Here is a 21,765-nt window from a genome sequence, read left to right as displayed (position 1 = left end):
TGCAAGTTCAGGGGGCCCGAAGGTCGTGCGACAGGATCGGAGATCCGCACGGCGAGATAGCCGGTGGTCAACCGGCAGCCGGCTATGGACGGGTCCGATGAATTCCGTAATATCAATATTACCGAAAAGGCCCCGGAGCAAAACTCCGGGGCCTGATGTTGATGCGTGAAGGGAAGAAGTTCTTAAAACTGATAAGTCGCCCGGATATAGCCGTAACGCCCCAGATAGACACTCGTGGTAGTCGAAATGTAATTGTCAGTAAACAGGGTTCGCGCATTATTGATCCTGTTAAAGAGATCGACAACACCTACTGACAATTCCAGTTTGCGCTCTTTACCGAACTTCCGGCCTATGGCCGCATTTGTCAATATATCGTCCCTATTGACATTTGACACAGCATAATTCCGATAAAGATGGTATGCCGTACTAACGGTCAAAATATTATATTTAAGAATCATGGCCTGAACCATCCCACGAAGGTCCTGGGAGAAATGCTTCGATTGTTGATTTTTCGTATCATAGTAACTCAACTCGCTTGTCGAGTCAAACTCAAAGCGAACCTTATTCGAAAAGCCGGAAATGGCAGAAAGCGACAATCTGGCCGCATTGTTTCGGGCATAGGAAAGGTCACTCCCTACAAAATATGGCATCCGGTCAAATAGATACTTTGCCTCTGTTTTAATCGTCAAACCAAACTTCAATCGCTTGGAATATCCAGCACCGACCTGCCATCCGTAATAACCGTCTGCATTGACAATTTCGTTGAGTTGAGCACCACTTTGCATCGTATAGTCATACTTCGGCAAATAGGTCTGTACTGTGAACAGCGTAGACTTGTTCGCCATATAATCAACCTTGAAATTTCCCGAAACACCGAAGGACCAAGTCGCGGAATGTACAGCATCCGTATAGTTATAACGTATGGAGGCAGCATACTGCTTGGTTTGACGTAAATCCGGATTCCCGGCCCGAATGACGAGCGGATTCGTGACATCCAAGCCACTGCGAATTTGCTCGAGTGAAAGTTCCTCTGCACTTGAATTCATTGAAAACAGCAGATTGTGTGCGGATGTCATATACAATAAATTGAGGCTCGGAACAAAACTATAATAATGCCGTCGGGCAGTTCCGGCGATCGGCAACCGCTCATCCGAGATTATACTATAAGCCTGAAATCCGAATCCGAGATCGAAATGGAAGTCGTTTTTAACGATCGTCAATTGGGGATCAATAATATTTCGATATGAATTAATCGTATAATTGTACGAATTCACAGAATCCAACGATCCTACGGGATCGGCAATGTAGTCCATGCTTGCCCGACGGGATTTACCATAGTTGTAGCCAAACCGATAGGCCAGTCCTAATGCTACCATCTTGCTGAGATCGAACTTGAAAATAGCAGATGCATTTACCTGGATATTGTTGGCATCCGTATTGTTGTCGATAATCGTTCGCATTAGGCTATTCGAAGCCACCGTATCGACGTTCAAACCATCTTCCGACGATCTTGAGTACTTAAAATTAGCATCGGCAAATAGGAATGCCCTGGTGCCGATTTTCGTACTATTAGTCACATGCAGATTAACTGATCCCCCAGAACCGTCACCTCGTATATTCCGGTCGAGGACAGTTTGCTCGTCATCGATTTGCTGCAAGGTGAAATTCTGACTGGCATTCTTCGCCCGGTTCAGTTCGCCCCGGGCCGAGACCATGAAGATATTCCCCCTGCGACGACATTGAATATTTTCCGACAAAGAAAAGGTATGGCTGCGTCCCTCGGTAAAAGAGGATGTGTTCTGACTGCGCTGAGAATAATCCCGGTCCGGGAAATAGACCATGTTCGAGAGAGACCGACTCTCCCGAGTGTTTCGCCGGAAAATAAAGTTCGTACTGACCATCAACGAATCACCCCGGCGCAGTGAATGCCCGGCAGAAACATCCTGCCGTGATTCGGGCGTTATTCCCTGGCTGGCTACTGTTGCATTTGAAGGTGAATTCTCCTGAAAGATTAAACCGAGCCGCAGGTTGTTCCGTTCGGTGTTACGATAAAGGTCCGTGCCTATATCATAACGGAACTTTTCACCCGAATAGCCCTCCTTGCCGAGACTCACTCCGACCTGTGCCGCCATTACACCGCCCTTTATCACATCAGGCTTGGAATACGTAACGACATCCATTACTTTCTCATTCCGGGCTTTGTCATCACCCAGATACTTAGCATCGGGACTTTGCTGGTCATATACCTTAACACTACGAACATCATCAGCCGTCAAGTCTGACAACACGTATTCGGGATTATCCCCAAAGAAATTACGCCCATCCACATACACGCGCTTTATCTCCTCACCATTGGCGTATATCCTGTTATCTTTCACTTCGACACCGGGAAGTTGGCGAAGCAACTCTCGAAAGCGATCTCCTTCGAGAGTCTTGAACGAGGCGGCATTGTAAAAAGTTGTATCTCCCCTGATTACCATAGCGACCTGCTCACCGACGACTACGATCTGACTGATGGCCGTCACATCGTCGAACAACTGTATTCGCTGAGTACCCTTGAATTCTGCCGCGGAATATTTCCTGAAAAAAGATTTATAACCCACATAGGAAACGTTCAGTTCGACCGAATCCTGCGGAGTCTTCTCATAAAAACAAAAAGCGATCTTGACTGGTCCCAAATCAACCAGCCGCGTTGTAGTAATAAGCGTATCCCTTTTATGGACGATTTTTACAGTCGCACCTCCCAACGGTTCGTCCCCAGCAGCATCCGAGACGATGATCGTACTGTAAGCTGAGGGATTATGCGGTACAATTCGTCCCACAGTCCTGATCATCTGTGCATACGCGTGAAACAGCCCGCAAACACAAAACAAAGAAGACAGTACAATCTTTTTCGAAATATTCATGAAGACTACCGACAAGGCTATTTAGCAGCTTTCCTTTTCAATAAAGCAACGTGCTTACCTCGAAAATTCGCCGCTGCAATCTTTGCTTCATAAATATAAAAATCCGGATGCGTAACCTTTATATAGATAGAATCCTTAAACTCCACATCATCGAACTCATAAAAACAGAACGGGCTATCAACTTCATAACGTTTTACTTTCCCTTTGAGCTCAATTTTATCGCTAACGATCAAAACCTCCGCATTGTCAACAACCGGACTGGTGTTATCTTGTATTGAAGCTACAACAGCAATACAATTTCCGTCCGGAGCATAAAACGGTTTTTTGGGGGCTTTTTGTGCCCATACGAAAATGAATAGTCCGGCAAATAGCGTTGCAAGCAATATCTTTTTCATAATTTAATAAGGTATTTATTGCAAGTTAAAAATAAATCATTAAAATAAAAATATATAACAGATAAAATACTATATTTGCTTTTAACCAACTAACCTTAAAACAATCAGCACCTATGAAAAAATTTATTCTATCATTACTGGTGACAGTATTCGCAAGTGGTTTATTCAATACTCTTACTGCCGGGTATATTTATACCATCGATGCCCCACTACCGGGTACTTTCTATCGCAACGACGATCTCTCTCAGCCCCCATTGGTAACAGAAGGCGATGTTGTATTTCCTGGACGTTTAGTCTGTTTCATTGAAGCCATGAAAATGCTGATAGGCATTGAAAGTTCTGTTTCAGGGACGATAGTATCCATAGAATGCTCTAATTTCCAATACGTTGAAACAGGGCAAATCATGTTCATTATATGGCAATAAATCTTACTGATTCTATATAAAAACCCCAATGTAATGCATTGGGGTTTTTATTCATGAAAGAAAAAAATACTCACTTATCACTGTTCATCAACTCGTCGAACTTTTCTACAAACGCCTGAGAGAAAGCGCAGCAATCGCAAACGTCACAACAGCCGGTAATACGATCCGACGGACACGTCTCCCGATAGGCTCGTATAGCCATTTGTCGTACTCGGCTCCGTTCATCCATTTGTCCAGCCGGCTTAGCCAGATCCGCCATGTTACGGGTATAGATTTCGTTGATCCTCTCCTCCAGGACCTCAGCCTCCAGGTCGGGATATTCGAGCATCAATGATTTGACAAAGTTGAGTTCTCGGCGAACCTGCTCCAGAGCGCCGAAGTGGATCAACTCCTGCACACCGCTCAAGTGGGACATGGCCACCATCTGCACTTGTAATTTCATGGTTTTCAAAGTTTGAATTATCGTTTCGGATTGTTTGTGATTCATCACATGGTTACCACGGCCGCCAACTGCTCCTGTCGGCATTTCGGAAAGATCCAGCCGGCGACCTTGCGACCTTTGTATTTCAGACCCGGATTCCGTTTCGCGCGGATGCGTTCCAAAATGGCCACATCTGCCGGATCATCAGTAAAGATTGCCAGGGCCTTTTCAGAATAATCGACGATCAGAATCCCCCGATGCAAATGCCGGTTAGTGATGGATGCCAACCTCTCACGTTCCAACTCTGCGGCGGCCGCCCGGGCAATAACCTCTTCTACCTGATCGGCGGCCAAGAACGAAGGATATTCGAGGTCCGCAATGACTCCGCTGGCCGAGTCGCGTTCATCAAAGATGAACCTCGTGCTGAAACGCTCCAGAGTCTTCAGACCGATCAACGAATAGGAATATCCGCTTCGATCGTCGAGTTCAACATCGACAACAACGCATTTCTCGCAGCTCCCGCTCCCCAGGGTGAAGCGCTCTGCAACCTGATGCAGTCGGGCGGTTTGCCTGTCCGTGTCGTAAATTATGCCTTTTGATGGGAATGCAATTCGTGCCATAGTTCCATGAGTTAAAAAAGGACGGACGTTAATCCGCCCCGATTCTATATTACTCGTCCTCGACTTTGACGAGCTTGTACTGCTCGATCAGTTTGTCGAATTTCTTTTTGGCCGGTCGGAACGTATAGGAGGTATGCACACATACTCCGTTGAGTTCGACGTAAAACCAATATACGGATGGAATGTATCCGATCGATGCGCAATCACACTCCGACGCATAATCGAATGTCCTCCCCGCTTTCAATTCCCGTTCTGTCATATTCGTAATATCAATATTATTGAATTAATAGGGTTCATCCCAATCCACCTCGTCGATCCATACGCTGAATTCGAGCCCCGAACTGATCCGCACGCGAACCTGAGGATAATCGTACTCCACGAATTCGACATGTCGATACCCCAAATAGGGCTCTTTCAGGGTTCCGGATTGCCCTGCTTTCAATTCATCATTGTCCATTGCTTCTAATTTTTACTTCATAATTCTGAAATTTCCCTATTTGTTCCCGTCCGAACAATATCGTCAGAAACTCATTGAAAGGGTATACCGAAACATTCCATCCGTTTCTTTGAAGAGTCGCCAAGTAGCATGGTCCAATCCTCAATAACAATTACGGTTTTCATTAACGTAACCTCTATTGTCCGCATGGTAGTAAAAGCGGCTGACCTATACGCCGCAAGGTTTCAATAGTTCATTGTTTCCACTCCATCCACCGTAATCTCCCGAAGAATGCAATCGACGGTGATTCGCCGCCCATCGATGTCGATCTGCCAGCCTTCGCAGAGGTTCCGGGCCCAGACCAGCCGGGTAGTATCCATCTGCCGACCGAAATAGATCCGGCGTCCTTCCCGAAACAGGAAGTTCCGACGCCGGATCTTTGTAGCGATGGTCTTAACGATGTCCATGACGATAGTGTTCTGCGACGTAACGTAAGGTAAAACATCTCACGGCTGAGAACCACGACTGCGGCGTGTCGATCATTCGGGTCATGTATTCCTTGCAACTATATTTTCCGCCAACCTCGGAAAGCGCCATATACTCGCAAAGCTCACCGGTGATCCGAGTCCGGAACAGGTAAAACCTCGGCCACTCACAGCATAACGCCAATTTGTCGGCATAGCACAACTGCGAGGGTTGAACGCCGTCCCGCCGGGAGTAGTATCGGGAGTGATGCCGTGCGAACTCTTCCCAGCGACGGCCGAAGATCCGCATGATCCGAGCACCCAACTCGACATGCGTTTCGCCCTCGGAACCGTCCATGTCCGATTTCCCGAAATAGCCCCAATCATGGACGAGGAACGCAATCCAAAGCCGCGGATCAAACGGGAACCCGTACAGCCGCCACCAAGCAATAAAGACCAGAACGGGATGGATAATGATGTTATGTGCTCCGAATAGGAGACTTTTCGTGCCTATTTTCATAATTGTTAGAATTTAAGTCCAACGACATTTACACCGAGCTATCAAGTCGATCTATGGCGAGGTTCTACGGCCGTAGAGTTATACCATGCAATAATCCCGGACGCTCTTTTGCATCGAACCATCCCAAATAGGGATGATGACAAAACATATACTCATGTCCGCTGGCCGGATCGTCCCATCTGATCACATTCTTTCCAGCTCGCAGGGCTGCGTCTTTCAATGCCGCCAATTCTCGGTTTTTACGAAGGAAATACTGTAACGCAGTTTCACCTTCCATCTTGTCATTTTTCATAGCTGTAATTTTAAGAATTTGAATTATGCGGCATATTACCAGGATATTATACCATATCTCTTTTTCAGCAACCTACGGGCTGCTTGTGTTCCTTCGTTATCCGGGTGTCCTCTGGCCACACTCAAGAGGGCTTCCAATTTCGTTTCATGTGGCGGGATTATCTCACCCGATTTCACCAAATTGTTATATTCGTCTATGGCGGCTTTGCGTAGCTTGCTGTATTCAATAATTGCAGCCTCCGCCTCCTTCTCGAATCTTTTTTGCCCCCGAGCCGTTAAGCGCACGTTTCGCCATTTGTCATCCATGTACCCACTTATCGGAGACCTCAGCCCTCGTTGCCCTAAATAATCATCCAGTGATATTTCCATAACATTAAATTTTGAAATGTTTGTATTTGCGCTCCGCCAGGGTGTCGAACCCTGCCTACCGTCGTCCTCCGAACGGAGCTCCAGTATGTCAAAGAACTTTGTATCTGAAATCTTGCTTACATCCTCGTCACGCCCTTTATCCTTTCTATCGAACAACTTCATTTTCTCGAAGGTCCGCCAGGCTGCGGGTTGCCGGACGATGGATGTTTTCAAGATTTCAAAGAACGAGGGATCATCCCCTTACACGTAGCCTTCAGAGCCTTTCTGATACTGGCTCCGATCGCTGCGATTTTGAAATAAACACAGGCTGCCGACTCCTACAAATGCAGATTCTTTGTGATAAATCACAAAGAATCCATAATAAGGCAGCCACAGACCTATAAACCGGATCGGGGGTTCCGGGGAATATTTTTGAAAAAAATTACTTCAGAGTGCCCCGGCCTGCCGGGGTTAATTTTTTTCACTATAAACACAACTCCCGCAGGGGCCTCCAAGAAAATATGACCGGGTTCATCGTCCGGCAAAATCCAGTGATCGACCTTTGTATCAGATATGGCCTGAAGGCTACGTGTAAGGGGATGAGACCGCGGGCGGCGGAATCCTGAAAACAACAGGAGTCCAAAAACCGCAGCCTGGTCGGGCCCAGAGAGAAAATACCGCTCTCCCGAGCGGAGCGAGGGGTGCTCTACCGCGACGTGGAGAAACGTGCAACTTGCAACGACCTGCAAGTCGCACGTTTTAGGAGCGACCAATGCCCCGTGTCCGGGGCATGGCCAAACCCTTCCAGAGAAGAAAAAAAGAGAGCCGGTTGCCCAGCTCTCGGGAATCAGCCTTTGAGCATGACCGCCTTCATGCGGACCTTTTTTGCGATCTCGGGACTTGTTTTCATAATCCGCGCGAGTTGCTGATACGGTTTAATCTCGGACGGTGTACGAATAAGCCAACGATCGATGTCCTCGACGTAACGTTCGGTAACTTCCACAAGCCGGTCGATGTTCTCAACCAATGACTCGGCAGCAATACACGCTACGGATTTGAGCACATGCCGGTCATAATCCTGCACTTCGACATCGTAGTAGCGAGGATGCTCCGCAGGATAAATCGCCACCGGACCGCGATGTTTGAACGCATCGACGAAAACGACCAGACCGACACGGCCCCCGGTATTTACGCCGAGGGCCTTCGTGGCGCCCCAACGCATCAGAGTTGGGGCATCTTCTGCGAGGATCGACATGATCTTGTCGCACATTTCCGTACTCTGTTTCATAACTTTTTTGCAGACTTTATCCTCCTGCGCCGGAGTTCTAAACTGCCTGAAACGCTCAGAACAGCGATGCGGACACAGCCGATCCGGGCGACTGCGCCGAAGGCAAGGACCCTGGGAGGAAATATTTGCCGTCGAGACATCGGCGGGCGCAGCGGACAAATATTTCCGAATCGGGCCGACGGGCGGCCAGCCTGGTGAGGCTGGCCGATCCTTGCCGCTGTCAAACGGATGTCGGCTAACTTTGCATCCATGTTGTGAGTGAGCATACCGCTCTCCCCCGGACGACGAGTTCGCTCGCCGATCGCGGTCGTCCGCGAGCTGGGCCCGGCGGCATAGTCGCTGGGGCTGCGAGTTCAGGGGGCCCGAAGGCCGTGCGACAGGATCGGAGATCCGCACGGCGAAATAGCCGGTGGTCAACCGGCAACCGGCTATGGCCGGGTCCGATGAATTTCTATGTGATGAATCACATAGAAAGTGGCAGCGAGCAAAAAAAGAGAATCCCGCCTTTCGGCGGGACTCTCGATCAGAAGAGATTGAGCTGCACGATTTGCGGAGAACCGGGCTCCGGAGAGATGTCCCCCGACGTTTCCCGTTGACGCTCGTCCAAATGGCTTTGCCAGGCAGCATAGCAGAATGAGTCCTCCCACTTCAGCCTGGTAACTTCAGGCACGCCGCCCAGATCCCGACGCGGCCGGACACGCCAGGCTCCGTAGAAATGTTCGGCATCCGGCCAGAGTGAATCATGCCAGATGACCTCACCGTTCACGCCATGCAGAATGAAGTTGCAGACAGTCATAAGAGCGCATGTGCGGTCAATATCCTCGCCGCAGCAGAAGTTGCCGGGATACTTAGCGTGCATAGCAATCAGGGTTCTCCCACTGCCGCAGGTAGGATCACTGAAGCGCAATCCCTTCCCGATCATGTCCTCTCCTGCATATAATATGTCGGCCATAAAATCAACAACATCTTCCGGGGTAAAAAACTGCCCGGCATTTGCACGCCGACCCATTGAAGCGATTTGCATTTCATACAAATTGCCGAAGGGATCATACCAATCTTTGGGATCTCGGATCTTCGCTTTCATCAGGAGTATAATCTCCTGAAACAATCCGAAGAAGCGTTCGCGCAAATTCTCGGGGTTGGAATAGTGGCCATTGGGCGTCCACGGATTGTCGAAACTGAACAGGTCGATGATGAAGGTCAACATATCGTCGAACACCTGACTGTCGTCTTGACCATAGGCAAGTGCCGAGAACTTATCTTCAAACGCCTTGTACTCGCCCTGAATTCGGATCTTAGCCATGATGCACCTCCTTTCCGGGCAGACTGATCTCTCCGCATTTCAGAAGATGCCCATCTTCCCAAAGCTCGACAGGGCCGAGTTCGAAGCCTTGTTGCAAAACCCAATTTTCGACAAAAGCCCAATATTCCCAACCGCATTTGTTTTTACCGGTCATATTGGCAAAGAATAATTCAAGACCTCCAGGGCCGCTATAATCCGAGGAAAGGATCGTTTTGCCGAATTGTTTGATCTCCTGTTTCATGGCACTACCGTTTTGGACTGTTATCAGCGATGAATTTGTGATCCTTACGGTAGACCTCGATCGTAGGACTGCCGTGGTTTTCCTCGAGAGGAAAGAGGTCCATCGTGTCATAGATCATTTCATCTTCCTCGAGAGCGAGAATGTTTCCATCTGTTTGGTCATGGACATTACCAACTACACATCGCTTGGCGATCTCATCGGCTTCCTGCTGACTCGCAGCATTCACGGTGAAGTGTTTCCGCTCCCAGACCGTGCATTTCACGTCCTGGTAATACGAGTACGTTTTCATAACATGTTTGCAGACTTTATCCTCCTGCGCCGGAGTTCTAAACTGCCTGAAACGCTCAGAACAGCGATGCAGACTTAGCCGATCCGGGCGACTGCTTCAAAGGCAAGGACCCGGAAGGAAATATTTGCCGTCGAGACATCGACGGGCGCAGCGGACAAATATTTCCGAATCGGGCCGACGGGCGGCCAGCCTAACCAGGCTGGCCGATCCTTGCCGCTGTCGCCGGGATGTCGGCTAACTTTGCATCCCTGTTGTGAGTGAGTAATACCGCTCTCCCCCGGACGACGAGTTCGCTTGTCGATCGCGGTCGTCCGCGAGCTGGGCCCGGCGGCATAGTCGCCGGGGCTGCGAGTTCAGGGGGCCTGAAGGCCGTGCGACAGGATCGGAGATCCGCACGGCGAGATAGCCGGTGGTCAACCGGTAACCGGCTATGGACGGGTCCGCTGGGATGAATGAACAAAAGAAGAAAACCCCGGGACCTTTCGGCCCCGGGCACCATGAAAAGCGCTTAATTTTTGATTATAACAAGTTAATCGGTTTTTGTTTTTCGAATTTTCCCCACGTTTTCCCCGCAGACAATTTTATCTTTTTGGAACGAAGTGTTAATGTATTACTGAATTTGACATTAAGGTATATAAAAAATGTAATAAATTCAGATTTTTATTATATTTGTCGCGTCAGGTATCTATTGCAATATGAATTCAAAAGTATTATTTTCTGCCGTGTATCTGTTGGCGGCAGTACCGTCATCTGCACAAACGGATGCCCCTTGGTTTTTGTCCGCTTCCGATTCGCTATGCGGAGTCCGTCTGACAGAGATTTGTGCGGCAAGAGGTAAAATTCCCCCCCCCCTCCCGAAAAAAATCTGAAATAATCGTCGCCGTCATCGACGGCGGGTTCGATGTTTCGCATACGGCTCTTGCGGATTTCATCTGGACCAATCCACGCGAACAGGCTGCTAACGGCCGTGATGACGATAAAAACGGCTATGTAGACGACATTCACGGCTGGAATTTCCTCGGCAATGCTGTTGGAGAGAGTCTTCGAAGGGCCGGCACGGAACCTTTCCGGGAATACAAACGGCTTCGGCCTCGCTTCAAGGACGCTGATACAAGCCGCCTTACTCTTTCGGCAAAGGCCGAATATGCCTATTATAAGCAGATGGAACGGGCCGCCCGGCTCGATATCTACATCAAATTTACCGAATATCAACGTGTTCGTTCCGATGCTTTCCGCATTTGCGATTCATTGATGCGCCTGAAATACGGTGATCGTGAAACTACGGTCGCCGATTTTCAGCGTCTTGAATTGGCCGACACGACCGGGTTTGCGCTGCCTCTGTCGATTGCGGCTTCCGCACCCGTTATGTTCACACCCGACATGCCGTGGCACGAAGCGGTGGAAAAGATCGACAGCGAATATCGCTTGTCCGCCGAACGTGTGGCCAGCCTCGATTCATTGAATGACGATCCCCATATGAAATTGGGCAATCGGCCGGACGATTTTCGGAATTTCCGTTACGGAAACAATCTTATCGGCGACGATCCCTACCACGGGACGATGGTCGCCGGAGTGATTGCGGCATGTGCGGCGACGGCCGGAGACCTGCCGCGCCCGGTAAAGATCCTCTCCGTTCGTGCGATTCCCGAAGGCGACGAATACGACCGCGATGTAGCTGCTGCAATTCGTTATGCGGTGGATAACGGCGCAGAGGTGGTGAATATGAGTTTCGGCAAGTACCTGTCACCTCACCGGGACGAAGTGTTGGCTGCGATGAAATATGCCCGGAGCAAGGACGTATTGTTGGTTATGGCCTCCGGCAACGATGGCGTCGATATCGATGTCCGTCCGATATTTCCGGCTTGCCGGGATGCGAAAGGACGCCGTTTGGAAAACCAGATTGTCGTGGGTGCTTCAACGCCCGACGGACGGGTCGCTTCTTTCAGCAATTACGGAGCGGAAAATGTGGACCTGCTCGCCCCCGGAGAGAATGTCCGATCGACCGCTCCCGAGGGCGGATACGATACGGCGCAGGGAACGAGTATCGCAGCGCCGATAGTTTCCGGTGTCGCAGCGGTCTTGCGGAGTTTCTATCCCGATCTTTCGGCTCGTGAGATACGGGATATTCTGGTTCGTACCGTTACGCATTTTCCGGCGGACGAGATGCCTGTTCCCGGAAAATCCGATACTCCCCGCATGATCCAGGGGCGTCGGGTTTGTCTCAGCGGAGGAATTCTCAATGCGCAGGCGGCCATGAAAGAGGCATCGAGAATCAGCAAATTCGGAAAGCGATGAAACGGCTGCTTGTATTTTTGACGGTATGGAGCCTTTATCCGCTCTGTGCTCAGGAATCCTATATGGCGCGGGCCGACCGTTTTTCGTCCGATTCGCTCGGTGGATTGATCCGCAACCAATACGTTTCGGTGCAATGGATCGGCAAGGAGTGCCGTTGGTTTCATTATACGTCGGATGACGCCGATGCCCGCCGTTATTGGCTGGTCGATACCCGCACTTGGCGGAAACGTCCGCTGTTCGACAGTTTCTCGATGGCCCGACAGTTGGCCGCTTACGCCGATTCATCGCGGATGCCGACCCCGAAGGAATTACGGCTTTACGGCCTTGAATTCGATTCTTCCGATCCCCGCGGTTTTACGTTCGATTTCAATAAGCACCGGCTGCACTACGATTGCCGAAATGGCAAACTGAGCGAAAAGCCCCGGCGGGATGCTTCCCGCGGGAATCTTTTCTCGCGCGGCGACTATCGGCGCAGCTATTCCGCCGACAGTTCGTATTATGTTACGGCTGTCGGTCATGACCTCATGCTCTTTCGCGGAGATGGAAGCGACAGTGTACGGCTGACCTACGACGGGGAGCGCTATCATTCGTTCTCCACCAGCGGGAACAACGTCGTCGAGTCGGAGGCGCGCAGCTCCGCTATCGGTCGTTGGATGGGGAAAAGCCGTTATTATCTGGTGGTGCGCGAAGATAAGCGCGAGGTGGAGGAACTCACGCTGGTGGACAATCTCGCCCGACCGCGCCCCAAGGCTAAAAGCTACAAATTTCCCATGCCCGGCGATGAGCACGTCGTTCAATACGATGCCTGGCTGGTCGATGCCGACAGCATGTGCATTCGGAAACTCGACATCGCCCGCTGGCCCGATCAGAAAGTCGAGGTTCCCCGGTTCAGCATGATCGCTCATACGGACCGTTATGCCTATCTCGTTCGCCGCAGCCGGACGTGCGACAGCGTGGAACTGTGCCGGGTCAATTTCGCGGCGCACCGTGTCGAGCCGATTATCCGCGAGGTGTGCAAACCGGCTCAGAACGACCAGCAGTTTTGTTTTCATATACTGAATGAAGGCCGCGATATCCTCTGGTGGTCGGAGCGGACGGGATACGGTCATTATTACCTGTACGATGGAAACGGACGCTTGCAAGGAGCCGTCACTTCGGGCGAATACGTCGCCGGAAAGATCGAACGTATCGATACGCTCGCCCGGACGATCATCTACGAAGGCTACGGACGGGAACCGGGTGTCAACCCGCATTACCGTTTTTATTACAAAACCGGATTCGGCGGCGGAGAACCGGTTTTGCTCACTCCCGGAAACGGCGAACATTCGGTGGCATTCTCTCCCGACGGACGCTTCCTGACGGACACTTGGTCGCGTATGGATCGTGCTCCGCGGCATCAGGTCTGCGACATGAAGGGCCGCGGCCGTATCGAACTGGAGCCGTGCGACCTTTCGGAACTCTATGTCCGCGGATGGCACGAACCGGAAGTCGTCGAAGTGCTGGCGGCGGATTCCGTGACCCGGCTCTATGGTGTCGTTTATCTCCCTTTCGACCGGGAGCCTGGACGGAAATACCCGATCATCAGCAATGTCTATCCCGGACCCCATGTCGATCTGGTTCCTCAGGCCTTTACTCTGGATGACAACTACAATCAATCGCTCGCGCAGCTGGGATTCGTCGTCGTCAATTTCGCCTATCGCGGCAGCGGCCCCTGGCGCGGACGCGATTTTCATACATTCGGCTACGGGAATCTGCGGGACTATGCCTTGGCCGACGACATGGCTGTGGTCCGGCAGATTGCAGCCCGTTATCCTTGCGCCGATATTGAAAGAGTCGGAATTTACGGACATTCCGGAGGCGGTTTCATGACGGTCGCCGCCATGCTGAACCATCCGGAATTTTACAAGGTCGGGGTGGCTGCTTCGGGGAACCATGACAATAATATTTACTCCCAATGGTGGGGCGAAACTTTCCACGGAGTAAAGCAGACCTGGGGGAAAGACGGGAAACCGCATTTCGAATGTCATATTCCGACCAACATCGAATTGGCCGATCGGCTGACCGGACGGCTGCTGCTCATCACCGGAGACATGGACAACAACGTGCATCCGGCATCTACGGCCCGGCTGGCCGATGCGCTGATCCGGGCCCGCAAGCGTTTCGACATGACGGTCATTCCCGGAGCGGATCATGGTCTCGGGAATTCATATTACGTAAATCTGATCCGCTACTATTTTACGGAACATTTGCTCGGGCTGCCTCAGCAGGAGATCGATATAGTCAAACACAACTAATGAATAATGCGTATGAAGCAAACTTTACGATTTTTTTTGCTGTTCGTGTTTACATCGTTGCTGCTGGCGGCCGCGTTTGACGCGGTTGCTCAGAAGAAAGACGATAAAATCACGGTGCGGGGAACAGTCAAGGATACTTCCGGTGAACCGCTTATCGGTGTCTCGGTCTTCGTCGAGGGAACGCACATCGGTGTAAATACCAATCTCAAGGGTGAATATCAAATTTCAGTACCCGAGGGCGGGACGTTGCGTTTCACTTATATCGGTTACGAGTCTCAAACCGTCAAAGTCGAATACGGGGATCGCTTTGGACTTCGTTTCGTGTATGACGTAACGTTAAAGGAACAGGCCACGGACATCGGACAAGTCGTCGTGACAGGCTTTGCCAAAACTGAGATTCGCAAAAGCACCGGTTCGGTTGCCGTGATTGAAGGAAAAGATCTCAAGACTTCGCCTTTGGAGGGAGTAGACAAACTGTTGCAGGGCAAACTGGCCGGAGTGAGCGTGCAATCCGTATCCGGCCGTCCGGGCGAAGCCGTGAAGATCCGCATTCGCGGAACGAGCACCATCACGGGCAATGCCGAACCGCTGTGGGTCATTGACGGCGTACCGATGCAGAAGGAGGTCCCGACACCTCCTGTTTCCAACACGCAGATTCGCTCCGGAGACTTTTCGAATATTTTTGCTACGGGCATCGGTGGGATCAATCCTAACGACATCGAGTCGATCTCCGTGTTGAAGGATGCTGCCGCTGCCGCAATTTACGGATCTCAGGCTGCCGGCGGTGTGATCGTGGTAACGACCAAACGCGGCAAGTCGGGACCTACGCACGTCAACTATTCGGGAACCGTATCCATTCAGACGCGGCCTGTACGGTCTGCCAATTTGATGAACTCACGCGAGAAACTGGCCTGGGAGCAGGAATTATGGGACGAATTTGCAGCTGCCGGTTATGCGAATAATCTTCAGGATGGCAAAAGTTACTATCCGGTTGTGGGTATCGTGGGCATGATTCGTTCGGGATACGGCAAATATAAGGGATTGAGCGTCGCAGAGCAGGATGCCAGGATTGCGGAACTGGGCAGCCATACGACAGACTGGTTCGAGGAACTGTTCCGGACGACAGTTTCCACAAGCCACTATCTCTCCATTTCGGGAGGTAATCCCAAAATGGCCTATTATCTCTCAATGGGATATGGTAACGATCAGGGCATTGTGTTGAAAAACTCGTACGACCGTTACAATTTCAACGGCAAGATCGATGTAACACCGAACAGAGTCGTATCGTTCGGTATCAGTACGGATTTCTCCTATCAGACATCCAAGGCACCGTCGAGTAATGTAGATATGTTCAAATACGCCTATTTCGCCAATCCTTATGAACGTCCTTACAATGACGACGGTTCCTATCGGGCTGACGAGACTTATTTTTCCTTGAGTGAAATCAATGGAAGCTATACGGTAGCGCTTCCCGAAAACGGATTCAACCTGATGCGGGAGATCAATGAGACTTCGGCCAAGAGTACCAGCGGAAACTTCACACTGACGGGAAATACGACGGTCAATATCACCAAGGATCTGAAGTTCGTGGGTCTGGCGTCGTTCTCCTATATTTCGGATCACGGGGAGAATATCAATGGAAAGAATACCTATGCGGCATGGATGGATCGGCCGTTCGAAAACAATACGACGACTTCGAAACGAATCTATGGTTCCATTTATCAGACTTCGACATACAATACCAATTATATGTTACGGGGACATTTCGCCTATGGACATACTTTCAACGAAATACATCGGCTCAATGTGTTGGCCGGAGCGCAGATCAGCCGGAATTACGCCAAGACGATTTTTACCAAACGTTACGGCTACGACCCCGTTACGGGCAACCATTCGACGCCGCTTTATCCTGCGAGCGGAAACAATTCGGTGATCGATTACGATAAACTTGTCAGTTTCGGAAAGACCCTCGATAATTCCACCGGGCAAGCTATTACGGAAAACGCTATGGCCTCGTTCTACGGTACGATCGACTATATCCTGCTCAACCGCTATGTTTTCAATGCCTCGGTAAGATCCGACGGATCGAACAATTTCGGCAGCAAGGAGCAATTCAATGCTACCTGGTCGGCAGGTTTTTCCTGGAATATAGACGAAGAGTCGTGGATGAAAGGGAAAATCTCGGATGTGATCAGTTCGATGACGCTTCGTTTGGCCACGGGTTATACGGGCGGTGTCAATAAGTCGGTCTATCCGGTAATCATCATGAAATACGATAACACGTTTCGAATTTCCGATACGGATTCCTACCGGATGGGGACTATTTCGAATGCCCCGAATCCGCATCTGAGCTGGGAGAAGACCTGGGATATCAAAGCGGGTCTGGACATCGGATTTTTCAAGGATCGTTTGCGATTGCAGGTCGAAGCATACAACCGTAAAGGATACGATCTCGTGACTTCTTCGCGCGTGAATTCGGCAGTCGGATTTATTTCGCAGGGATATAATACATCCGAACAGGTGAACCGGGGAGTCGAGTTCACTTTGGGTGCGACGATTCTGCGTTATAAGGATTTTGCGTGGAATTTTACTGCCAATGCGGCTTACAATATGAACAAACTGACCAAATACGTGTCGCCCAACAGCGGTATCTATGGTCAGTATTATGTAGGTTATCCCCAGGGGATGATCATCACGGGCAAGAGTACGGGCATCGATCCATCGACGGGATTCTACAATTACGAACTGCGTCCCGATGCGAAAATAAACGAAGTCGCGGACTACCGGAACATGCAAAACTATCTTTTCTATGTAGGTACATCGACGGCTCCCTGGACGGGCGGGTTCAATACGTCCGTTCGTTACAAGGGGCTTACGCTCAGTATGAACGGTGTGTTTTCGTTGAACGGCAAAGTGCTGAACGATATCGTATCCCCCGCATCCTACAGTTCGGTGAGAGACCGGAATATGACCGGTGTGGATAAGGAGCCCATTCCCAACTCCAAATACGACCTTTATGTCAACCATCTCAATGTCGTGCGTGATGTAACCTATCGCTGGACTCCGGATAATCCTGTTACGGACGGTTATCCGCGTCTGATCGACATATACGGAGGGCGCCTTTACGATCAGAACGGCAATCTTATCGCCCAGAGTCTTCCTTCCGAATCAAGAGTTACGAACTGTCTGTTGCTGGAGAATGTTTCTTATTTGAAAATCAGTTCCCTGACATTGCTTTACGACCTTCCCGGCGCGTGGGTGAAGAAACTTCACATGCAAAATTGCAGCGTGTCGTTTACGATGAACAATCTGGCGACGTTCACGAATTACTCGGGGCTGGACCCTGAAACTCCCGGTGCGGTGTACCCGCAATGCCGCTCCTATTCGATCGGACTTTCGATCGGATTTTAATTCCGAAACGGTAATTTCAAAACAGAGAGTATGAAAAAGACATTCACAGTGATTGCACTCGTGTTATTAGCCGTATCCTGCAACCGCTATTTGGATATAAAACCTTACGGACAGACCATCCCCGAAACAGCCGAGGAATTTTCAGCGTTGCTCCATGCGCATCTCGACGAGATCGATTACGGAGAGGAGGTCGTGATGGGCGACGGATTGGAAATGGCCGATTTGGAGTGTTATGCCGATAACCTGGCTGCTAATCTGACTCAATATCCCGGAGGAAATTATATTTCGCTTTACATAGGAGAGCAACTTTCCGCTAAGCAAACTCTGTATACGAATCTTTATGCGGTGATTCGGGATTGCAACATCATAATCGGTTATCTCGAAGACCGGAGCAGCCGGCTCGGGATGGACGTGCTCGGTACGGCGTATGCCCTTCGCGGTATCTGCTATTATAATTTGCTGCGCAACTTCTGTCAGGCTTGCAATCCGGATAATCCGGGGCCTGGTGTACCGTTGGTTACGGAATTTGATATGGAGGCGAAGCCTACTCGCAGTACTTATAACCAGACCGTCAAACGGATCGAAGAGGATTTGAATAAAGCGATCGAATACGACATTCAGGATGAGATCTATCGCTTCAATTCCGATGTCGCCAAAGGCTATCTGGCCCGGCTCTATTTCTGGACACAGCAGTATCGTTTGGCAGCTCAGTATGCTTCGGAGTTATTGGAAAAATATCCGTTGCTCGATGCGGAACCTTACAAGGCGATGATCGGGGAACAGATGGCCAAGAGTGGCAACATGATCTTCAAGGCACAGATTTATGCCGGATCTTCGGAATCTACGGCGCTGACGAATTCAAAGAATTATTTGAAAAACAGACCTTGTTCCCGTCGGTTTTACGATCTTTTCGCCGAAAAGGAAAAAGATGTGCGTTTCGCGCTGTCGATCGATGCCAAAAGACTGCCGGCTAAGAACCTGCTTTCCTGCCTGCGAAGCGCTGAATTGCAGTTGATTCTGGCTGAGAGTTATTATCATAGCGATGAACCCGAAAAGGCCCTTGCTGCTTTGAACGAACTGCGACGAAAGCGCATTGCCGATGTCTCGGACTACACGATACAGACTCTGCCTCCGGTCGATCACGACGATTTGATTCAGGTCGATGCCAAGGGAAATGCGCTGACTCCGCTGCTGTATGCTATCCATTGCGAACGCCGCAAGGAACTTTTCCTTGAAGGAGATCGCTGGTACGAACTCAAACGTAACGGATGTCCGGAATTCTGGGTCGCCAAGCAGGGACTGAAATACACGACTTATTCCTGGATGTATACTTTCCCGCTTTACGCTCCCGATATTCAATTGGTCGAGGGGTTGGAGCAAAATCCGGGGTACGATAAAATGGAATAAAAGAATCAGAATTATGAACAATACGATGAAAAGACGAATGATTGCGTTTGTCGCAGCGATTGCGGCTGTTGTGTCACTGAGTGGCTGTGATGACAACTATGATGAGACGCCGCCTTTGGCTCAGGATTATTTGACGAAATACATTATGCCCGACGGTGTATTTCTCGGGAATGAGGATTGGGCGCAGATCGCAAGCGAAGAAGATGAATATGAAGCCTTTCTGGAAGGTTCGAAATAACTGTTGAACAAACCTTTATTAATTAAAACTTTGGTTATGAGAAAATTTTTATTTGCATTGCTCGCAGCGCCGCTGTTATTCGGCGCTTGTTCGGATGACAACGATGATTCGACGCCTACGCTTTCTTTTGCGAAGCCGGTGCTCGCGCTTTCGACAGGTTCCGTAACACTGGATCTGCAAGTCTCCGGTGTCGATTTATCATCGCTTGCGTCGCCCGTCACCGTTCCCGTTGCTTTCTCGGGTACGGCTGTCAAGGGTTCCGAGTATTCCGTATCGGCCGAACAATTCATATTGGGAGGTAACAATCAGTCGCTTTCGATTACGGTAACGGCTTTGGACAACTACGACGAAGCCAAGGAAATCGTTGCGACGTTGGGCTCGGTGGCTGACTTTATCCCCGGGAAAAATGCCACGGCGAAGATCAGTCTGGGAGTGAAAGGTAAAATTATGTATTCCTTCTCTGTCAAATCCATGACCATGGGTGAGACCGGTTCCGTTCAGTTGGATCTTTATACGGCTACGGGGGCAAAATATACTGCGGAGCAGGATATCGTCATTCCCATTGAGATCGCCGAAGGTTCGACGGCTGTCGAAAATACCAATTTTACGTTCGAGGGGGCTAAACAACTGGTTGTCGCTCAGGGTAAAAGTTCAGGTGCCATTACCCTTAAAGCCGGCACGCTGGAAACCGGAAAAGACAAGGTCGTTCTGAAAACCGGACTGGAGAACAACAAAGGATTCGTCCGGGGACAGTATAACGAGATTACCGTAACGATTTTCGGATCGTATTTCAGCAAACTGGAAGGTACATGGAAAATGAGTGCCGAAGGCAACTATGATCCTACGGAGTTTGCCAATCTGAATGGAAGCAGCTCTGATAACGACAAACCTACGTTCGACGCCGATATGGCTGCTTTACCCGCATACAATGCAAAGGACCGGTTGGTTTTCACGGAAGAGGGTCTTACGACCTCGCTTGAATCGACTTTGAGAAACTTCTTCCGGGAGAATTCGGGTATTTCGAAAGGTGAAGAGATCATTGTAAGAGAGGGAATGGGGACGAAGGTTCCGCTTCAATTGATTTTGCTTGATAACGTAAACCGTTATTTTTCTGCAACAGAGCAGAGCGAAGATACAGAGGCTTATATTGGAATAAACTTTAAGGATGGAGATTCCAATAAGATGAAAATCTATTTTGTTGACTATAATTCAAAATCATTCTTAGTCGATAAAATATATTATGACGAAACTAAACCAACAGCTACATACTCTCCATTTATTTCCTTTACGTTCGAGCGAGTGGTTGAATAAACCAATTTTTTCAATAATAGCACAAGTCCCAGTTAAAAAACTGGGGCTTGTGCTATTTATTTTGGAGATTTTGCTTTATATTGATCAACTAAGGCTTTTAAGGTTTGATTTTGTAAAACTCCTACAGCCGTTGCGACAATTTGATTTTGTTTAATAATAAAGGTGGTTGGTAGCTTGCTTATACGGTAATTGTTTCCTAAATCAGTTGCTTTATCAACGTCAATACGTCCAAAATGACATTCTTGATTTGTATAATTATTCGCAATACTTTCAAATATTGCGTTATACATTTTACAAGGGCCACACCACGATGCTGTAAAATATACAATCAATACCTCAGGGCGAACGTCAGGGGTGGATTGTGATGAAGTTTTCCGGGCAGAAGCACCGCCAGTCTTCCCGATCGAGATCGAAATAGACCACGCAGCCCCGGTTCCCTTGACTACGGGGTTTCGACTTGCTCGATGCAGAGAGCATGGTCAAAACACCCGGTTTGAGGGTTCCGATCGCTTCACGTATTGTCCCGTCGGTTTTCCGGTAACTGAATCGCACGATTCGCTTGCGAAGCTCCTCGATCAGTTCGTCAATTTCATTGGCGAATCCCGTCGATTCAATCACCGCTGCTTCGACCTGCCAATACAACGGCCAGTAAGAAGTCCGTAGCGTGGCTTGCAGTTTACCCGTCAGAATCCGAATCAAACGTTCGTTATCCATAATTTTTTGCAGACTTTATCCTCCTGCGCCGGAGTTCTAAACTGCCTGAAACGCTCAGAACAGCGATGCGGACTCAGCCGATCCGGGCGACTGCTTCAAAGGCAAGGACCCGGAAGGAAATATTTGCCGTCGAGACATCGACGGGCGC

Annotated in this window: 22 protein-coding genes; 7 read left to right on the top strand and 15 right to left on the bottom strand. The window is 49.7% G+C overall.

The annotated features are described in order from the left end of the window. Window positions 1-182: 182 nt before the first annotated feature. Entirely contained in the window at window positions 183-2,906 is a 2,724-nt protein-coding gene (locus tag WMO46_RS15160) for a peptidase associated domain and porin domain-containing protein (RefSeq protein WP_349094620.1), read from the bottom strand. Between the two features lie 17 nt (window positions 2,907-2,923). Then, the gene (locus WMO46_RS15155; protein WP_195498053.1) at window positions 2,924-3,301 is read right to left on the bottom strand and encodes a hypothetical protein; all 378 of its coding nucleotides are present in this window, start codon (window positions 3,299-3,301) and stop codon (window positions 2,924-2,926) included. A gap of 113 nt (window positions 3,302-3,414) precedes the next feature. Here WMO46_RS15155 and WMO46_RS15150 point away from each other — a divergent pair, with 113 nt between their 5' ends. Next, the gene (locus tag WMO46_RS15150) at window positions 3,415-3,726 is read left to right on the top strand and encodes an acetyl-CoA carboxylase biotin carboxyl carrier protein (RefSeq protein WP_195498365.1); all 312 of its coding nucleotides are present in this window, start codon (window positions 3,415-3,417) and stop codon (window positions 3,724-3,726) included. A 70-nt stretch (window positions 3,727-3,796) separates the two neighbouring features. Here the strand turns inward: WMO46_RS15150 and WMO46_RS15145 are convergent, their stop codons facing one another. The 11 genes from WMO46_RS15145 to WMO46_RS15095 all read right to left on the bottom strand — a co-directional run bounded on the left by WMO46_RS15145 (window position 3,797) and on the right by WMO46_RS15095 (window position 9,947). Then, complete coding sequence (locus tag WMO46_RS15145) at window positions 3,797-4,168, bottom strand: hypothetical protein (RefSeq protein ID WP_349094619.1); 372 nt, start codon at window positions 4,166-4,168, stop codon at window positions 3,797-3,799. A 44-nt stretch (window positions 4,169-4,212) separates the two neighbouring features. Continuing rightward, window positions 4,213-4,767 (bottom strand): hypothetical protein, encoded by a 555-nt coding sequence (locus WMO46_RS15140; protein ID WP_349094618.1) that lies wholly within the window; start codon window positions 4,765-4,767, stop codon window positions 4,213-4,215. 283 nt (window positions 4,768-5,050) lie between these two features. Continuing rightward, window positions 5,051-5,224, bottom strand: coding sequence for a hypothetical protein (locus WMO46_RS15135; protein ID WP_196017957.1), 174 nt, complete (start codon window positions 5,222-5,224; stop codon window positions 5,051-5,053). A 224-nt stretch (window positions 5,225-5,448) separates the two neighbouring features. After that, window positions 5,449-5,670 carry a hypothetical protein gene (locus WMO46_RS15130; RefSeq protein ID WP_129651723.1) on the bottom strand — a complete coding sequence of 74 codons (222 nt, stop codon included), beginning with the start codon at window positions 5,668-5,670 and terminating at the stop codon, window positions 5,449-5,451. Then, the gene (locus WMO46_RS15125; RefSeq protein WP_129651722.1) at window positions 5,657-6,187 is read right to left on the bottom strand and encodes a hypothetical protein; all 531 of its coding nucleotides are present in this window, start codon (window positions 6,185-6,187) and stop codon (window positions 5,657-5,659) included. Before WMO46_RS15125 ends, WMO46_RS15130 begins: the two co-directional genes overlap by 14 nt. Before the next feature lie 64 nt (window positions 6,188-6,251). Next, the gene (locus WMO46_RS15120) at window positions 6,252-6,479 is read right to left on the bottom strand and encodes a hypothetical protein (protein WP_129651721.1); all 228 of its coding nucleotides are present in this window, start codon (window positions 6,477-6,479) and stop codon (window positions 6,252-6,254) included. Window positions 6,480-6,514: 35 nt separating this feature from the next. Beyond that, window positions 6,515-7,060: a hypothetical protein gene (locus WMO46_RS15115; RefSeq protein ID WP_349094617.1), complete on the bottom strand. Its 546-nt coding sequence runs from the start codon at window positions 7,058-7,060 to the stop codon at window positions 6,515-6,517. Window positions 7,061-7,673: 613 nt separating this feature from the next. Further along, entirely contained in the window at window positions 7,674-8,114 is a 441-nt protein-coding gene (locus WMO46_RS15110; RefSeq protein ID WP_349094616.1) for a hypothetical protein, read from the bottom strand. Between the two features lie 523 nt (window positions 8,115-8,637). Further along, window positions 8,638-9,417, bottom strand: a complete 780-nt coding sequence (locus WMO46_RS15105; RefSeq protein WP_349094615.1) for an N-6 DNA methylase — start codon at window positions 9,415-9,417, stop codon at window positions 8,638-8,640. Next, a complete protein-coding gene (locus tag WMO46_RS15100; protein WP_282195017.1) occupies window positions 9,410-9,658 on the bottom strand; it encodes a DUF7688 family protein in 249 nt (82 codons plus the stop codon). Before WMO46_RS15100 ends, WMO46_RS15105 begins: the two co-directional genes overlap by 8 nt. A 4-nt stretch (window positions 9,659-9,662) precedes the next feature. Continuing rightward, complete coding sequence (locus WMO46_RS15095) at window positions 9,663-9,947, bottom strand: hypothetical protein (protein WP_129651716.1); 285 nt, start codon at window positions 9,945-9,947, stop codon at window positions 9,663-9,665. Window positions 9,948-10,769: 822 nt separating this feature from the next. On the opposite strand from WMO46_RS15095, the gene WMO46_RS15090 reads away from it, so the two are divergent. The 6 genes from WMO46_RS15090 to WMO46_RS15065 are packed head-to-tail and all read left to right on the top strand — an operon-like array spanning window position 10,770 to window position 20,903. Beyond that, a complete protein-coding gene (locus tag WMO46_RS15090) occupies window positions 10,770-12,242 on the top strand; it encodes a S8 family serine peptidase (RefSeq protein ID WP_349094614.1) in 1,473 nt (490 codons plus the stop codon). Beyond that, a complete protein-coding gene (locus WMO46_RS15085; protein ID WP_349094613.1) occupies window positions 12,239-14,536 on the top strand; it encodes a S9 family peptidase in 2,298 nt (765 codons plus the stop codon). Before WMO46_RS15090 ends, WMO46_RS15085 begins: the two co-directional genes overlap by 4 nt. 12 nt (window positions 14,537-14,548) lie before the next feature. Next, window positions 14,549-17,947, top strand: a complete 3,399-nt coding sequence (locus WMO46_RS15080; RefSeq protein ID WP_349094612.1) for a SusC/RagA family TonB-linked outer membrane protein — start codon at window positions 14,549-14,551, stop codon at window positions 17,945-17,947. 30 nt (window positions 17,948-17,977) lie between these two features. Continuing rightward, window positions 17,978-19,354: a RagB/SusD family nutrient uptake outer membrane protein gene (locus tag WMO46_RS15075; protein ID WP_349094611.1), complete on the top strand. Its 1,377-nt coding sequence runs from the start codon at window positions 17,978-17,980 to the stop codon at window positions 19,352-19,354. Between the two features lie 13 nt (window positions 19,355-19,367). Further along, entirely contained in the window at window positions 19,368-19,592 is a 225-nt protein-coding gene (locus WMO46_RS15070; RefSeq protein WP_349094610.1) for a hypothetical protein, read from the top strand. Between the two features lie 36 nt (window positions 19,593-19,628). Next, complete coding sequence (locus WMO46_RS15065) at window positions 19,629-20,903, top strand: hypothetical protein (RefSeq protein ID WP_349094609.1); 1,275 nt, start codon at window positions 19,629-19,631, stop codon at window positions 20,901-20,903. A 56-nt stretch (window positions 20,904-20,959) separates the two neighbouring features. Here WMO46_RS15065 and WMO46_RS15060 read toward each other — a convergent pair whose 3' ends face one another. Then, complete coding sequence (locus tag WMO46_RS15060; RefSeq protein ID WP_302590297.1) at window positions 20,960-21,235, bottom strand: thioredoxin family protein; 276 nt, start codon at window positions 21,233-21,235, stop codon at window positions 20,960-20,962. 16 nt (window positions 21,236-21,251) lie between these two features. After that, complete coding sequence (locus WMO46_RS15055; RefSeq protein ID WP_349094608.1) at window positions 21,252-21,617, bottom strand: SH3 beta-barrel fold-containing protein; 366 nt, start codon at window positions 21,615-21,617, stop codon at window positions 21,252-21,254. Between the last annotated feature and the right edge of the window lie 148 nt (window positions 21,618-21,765).

Source organism: Alistipes intestinihominis, assembly GCF_040095975.1.
Taxonomy (GTDB): Bacteria; Bacteroidota; Bacteroidia; order Bacteroidales; family Rikenellaceae; genus Alistipes; species Alistipes senegalensis.
Note: the sequence above shows the minus strand (reverse complement) of the source record. Positions and strands in the feature narration are given on the sequence as shown.

Bases quoted from the DNA above. Each gene is read 5' to 3' on its own strand.
- WMO46_RS15125 (WP_129651722.1), bottom strand. From the start codon at position 6,187: ATGAAAATAGGCACGAAAAGTCTCCTATTCGGAGCACATAACATCATT.
- WMO46_RS15120 (WP_129651721.1), bottom strand. From the start codon at position 6,479: ATGAAAAATGACAAGATGGAAGGTGAAACTGCGTTACAGTATTTCCTT.
- WMO46_RS15065 (WP_349094609.1), top strand. From the start codon at position 19,629: ATGAGAAAATTTTTATTTGCATTGCTCGCAGCGCCGCTGTTATTCGGC.
- WMO46_RS15100 (WP_282195017.1), bottom strand. From the start codon at position 9,658: ATGAAACAGGAGATCAAACAATTCGGCAAAACGATCCTTTCCTCGGAT.
- WMO46_RS15055 (WP_349094608.1), bottom strand. From the start codon at position 21,617: ATGGATAACGAACGTTTGATTCGGATTCTGACGGGTAAACTGCAAGCC.
- WMO46_RS15075 (WP_349094611.1), top strand. From the start codon at position 17,978: ATGAAAAAGACATTCACAGTGATTGCACTCGTGTTATTAGCCGTATCC.
- WMO46_RS15140 (WP_349094618.1), bottom strand. From the start codon at position 4,767: ATGGCACGAATTGCATTCCCATCAAAAGGCATAATTTACGACACGGAC.
- WMO46_RS15155 (WP_195498053.1), bottom strand. From the start codon at position 3,301: ATGAAAAAGATATTGCTTGCAACGCTATTTGCCGGACTATTCATTTTC.
- WMO46_RS15070 (WP_349094610.1), top strand. From the start codon at position 19,368: ATGAACAATACGATGAAAAGACGAATGATTGCGTTTGTCGCAGCGATT.
- WMO46_RS15135 (WP_196017957.1), bottom strand. From the start codon at position 5,224: ATGGACAATGATGAATTGAAAGCAGGGCAATCCGGAACCCTGAAAGAG.
- WMO46_RS15150 (WP_195498365.1), top strand. From the start codon at position 3,415: ATGAAAAAATTTATTCTATCATTACTGGTGACAGTATTCGCAAGTGGT.
- WMO46_RS15160 (WP_349094620.1), bottom strand. From the start codon at position 2,906: ATGAATATTTCGAAAAAGATTGTACTGTCTTCTTTGTTTTGTGTTTGC.
- WMO46_RS15095 (WP_129651716.1), bottom strand. From the start codon at position 9,947: ATGAAAACGTACTCGTATTACCAGGACGTGAAATGCACGGTCTGGGAG.
- WMO46_RS15130 (WP_129651723.1), bottom strand. From the start codon at position 5,670: ATGGACATCGTTAAGACCATCGCTACAAAGATCCGGCGTCGGAACTTC.
- WMO46_RS15145 (WP_349094619.1), bottom strand. From the start codon at position 4,168: ATGAAATTACAAGTGCAGATGGTGGCCATGTCCCACTTGAGCGGTGTG.
- WMO46_RS15080 (WP_349094612.1), top strand. From the start codon at position 14,549: ATGAAGCAAACTTTACGATTTTTTTTGCTGTTCGTGTTTACATCGTTG.
- WMO46_RS15110 (WP_349094616.1), bottom strand. From the start codon at position 8,114: ATGAAACAGAGTACGGAAATGTGCGACAAGATCATGTCGATCCTCGCA.
- WMO46_RS15105 (WP_349094615.1), bottom strand. From the start codon at position 9,417: ATGGCTAAGATCCGAATTCAGGGCGAGTACAAGGCGTTTGAAGATAAG.
- WMO46_RS15085 (WP_349094613.1), top strand. From the start codon at position 12,239: ATGAAACGGCTGCTTGTATTTTTGACGGTATGGAGCCTTTATCCGCTC.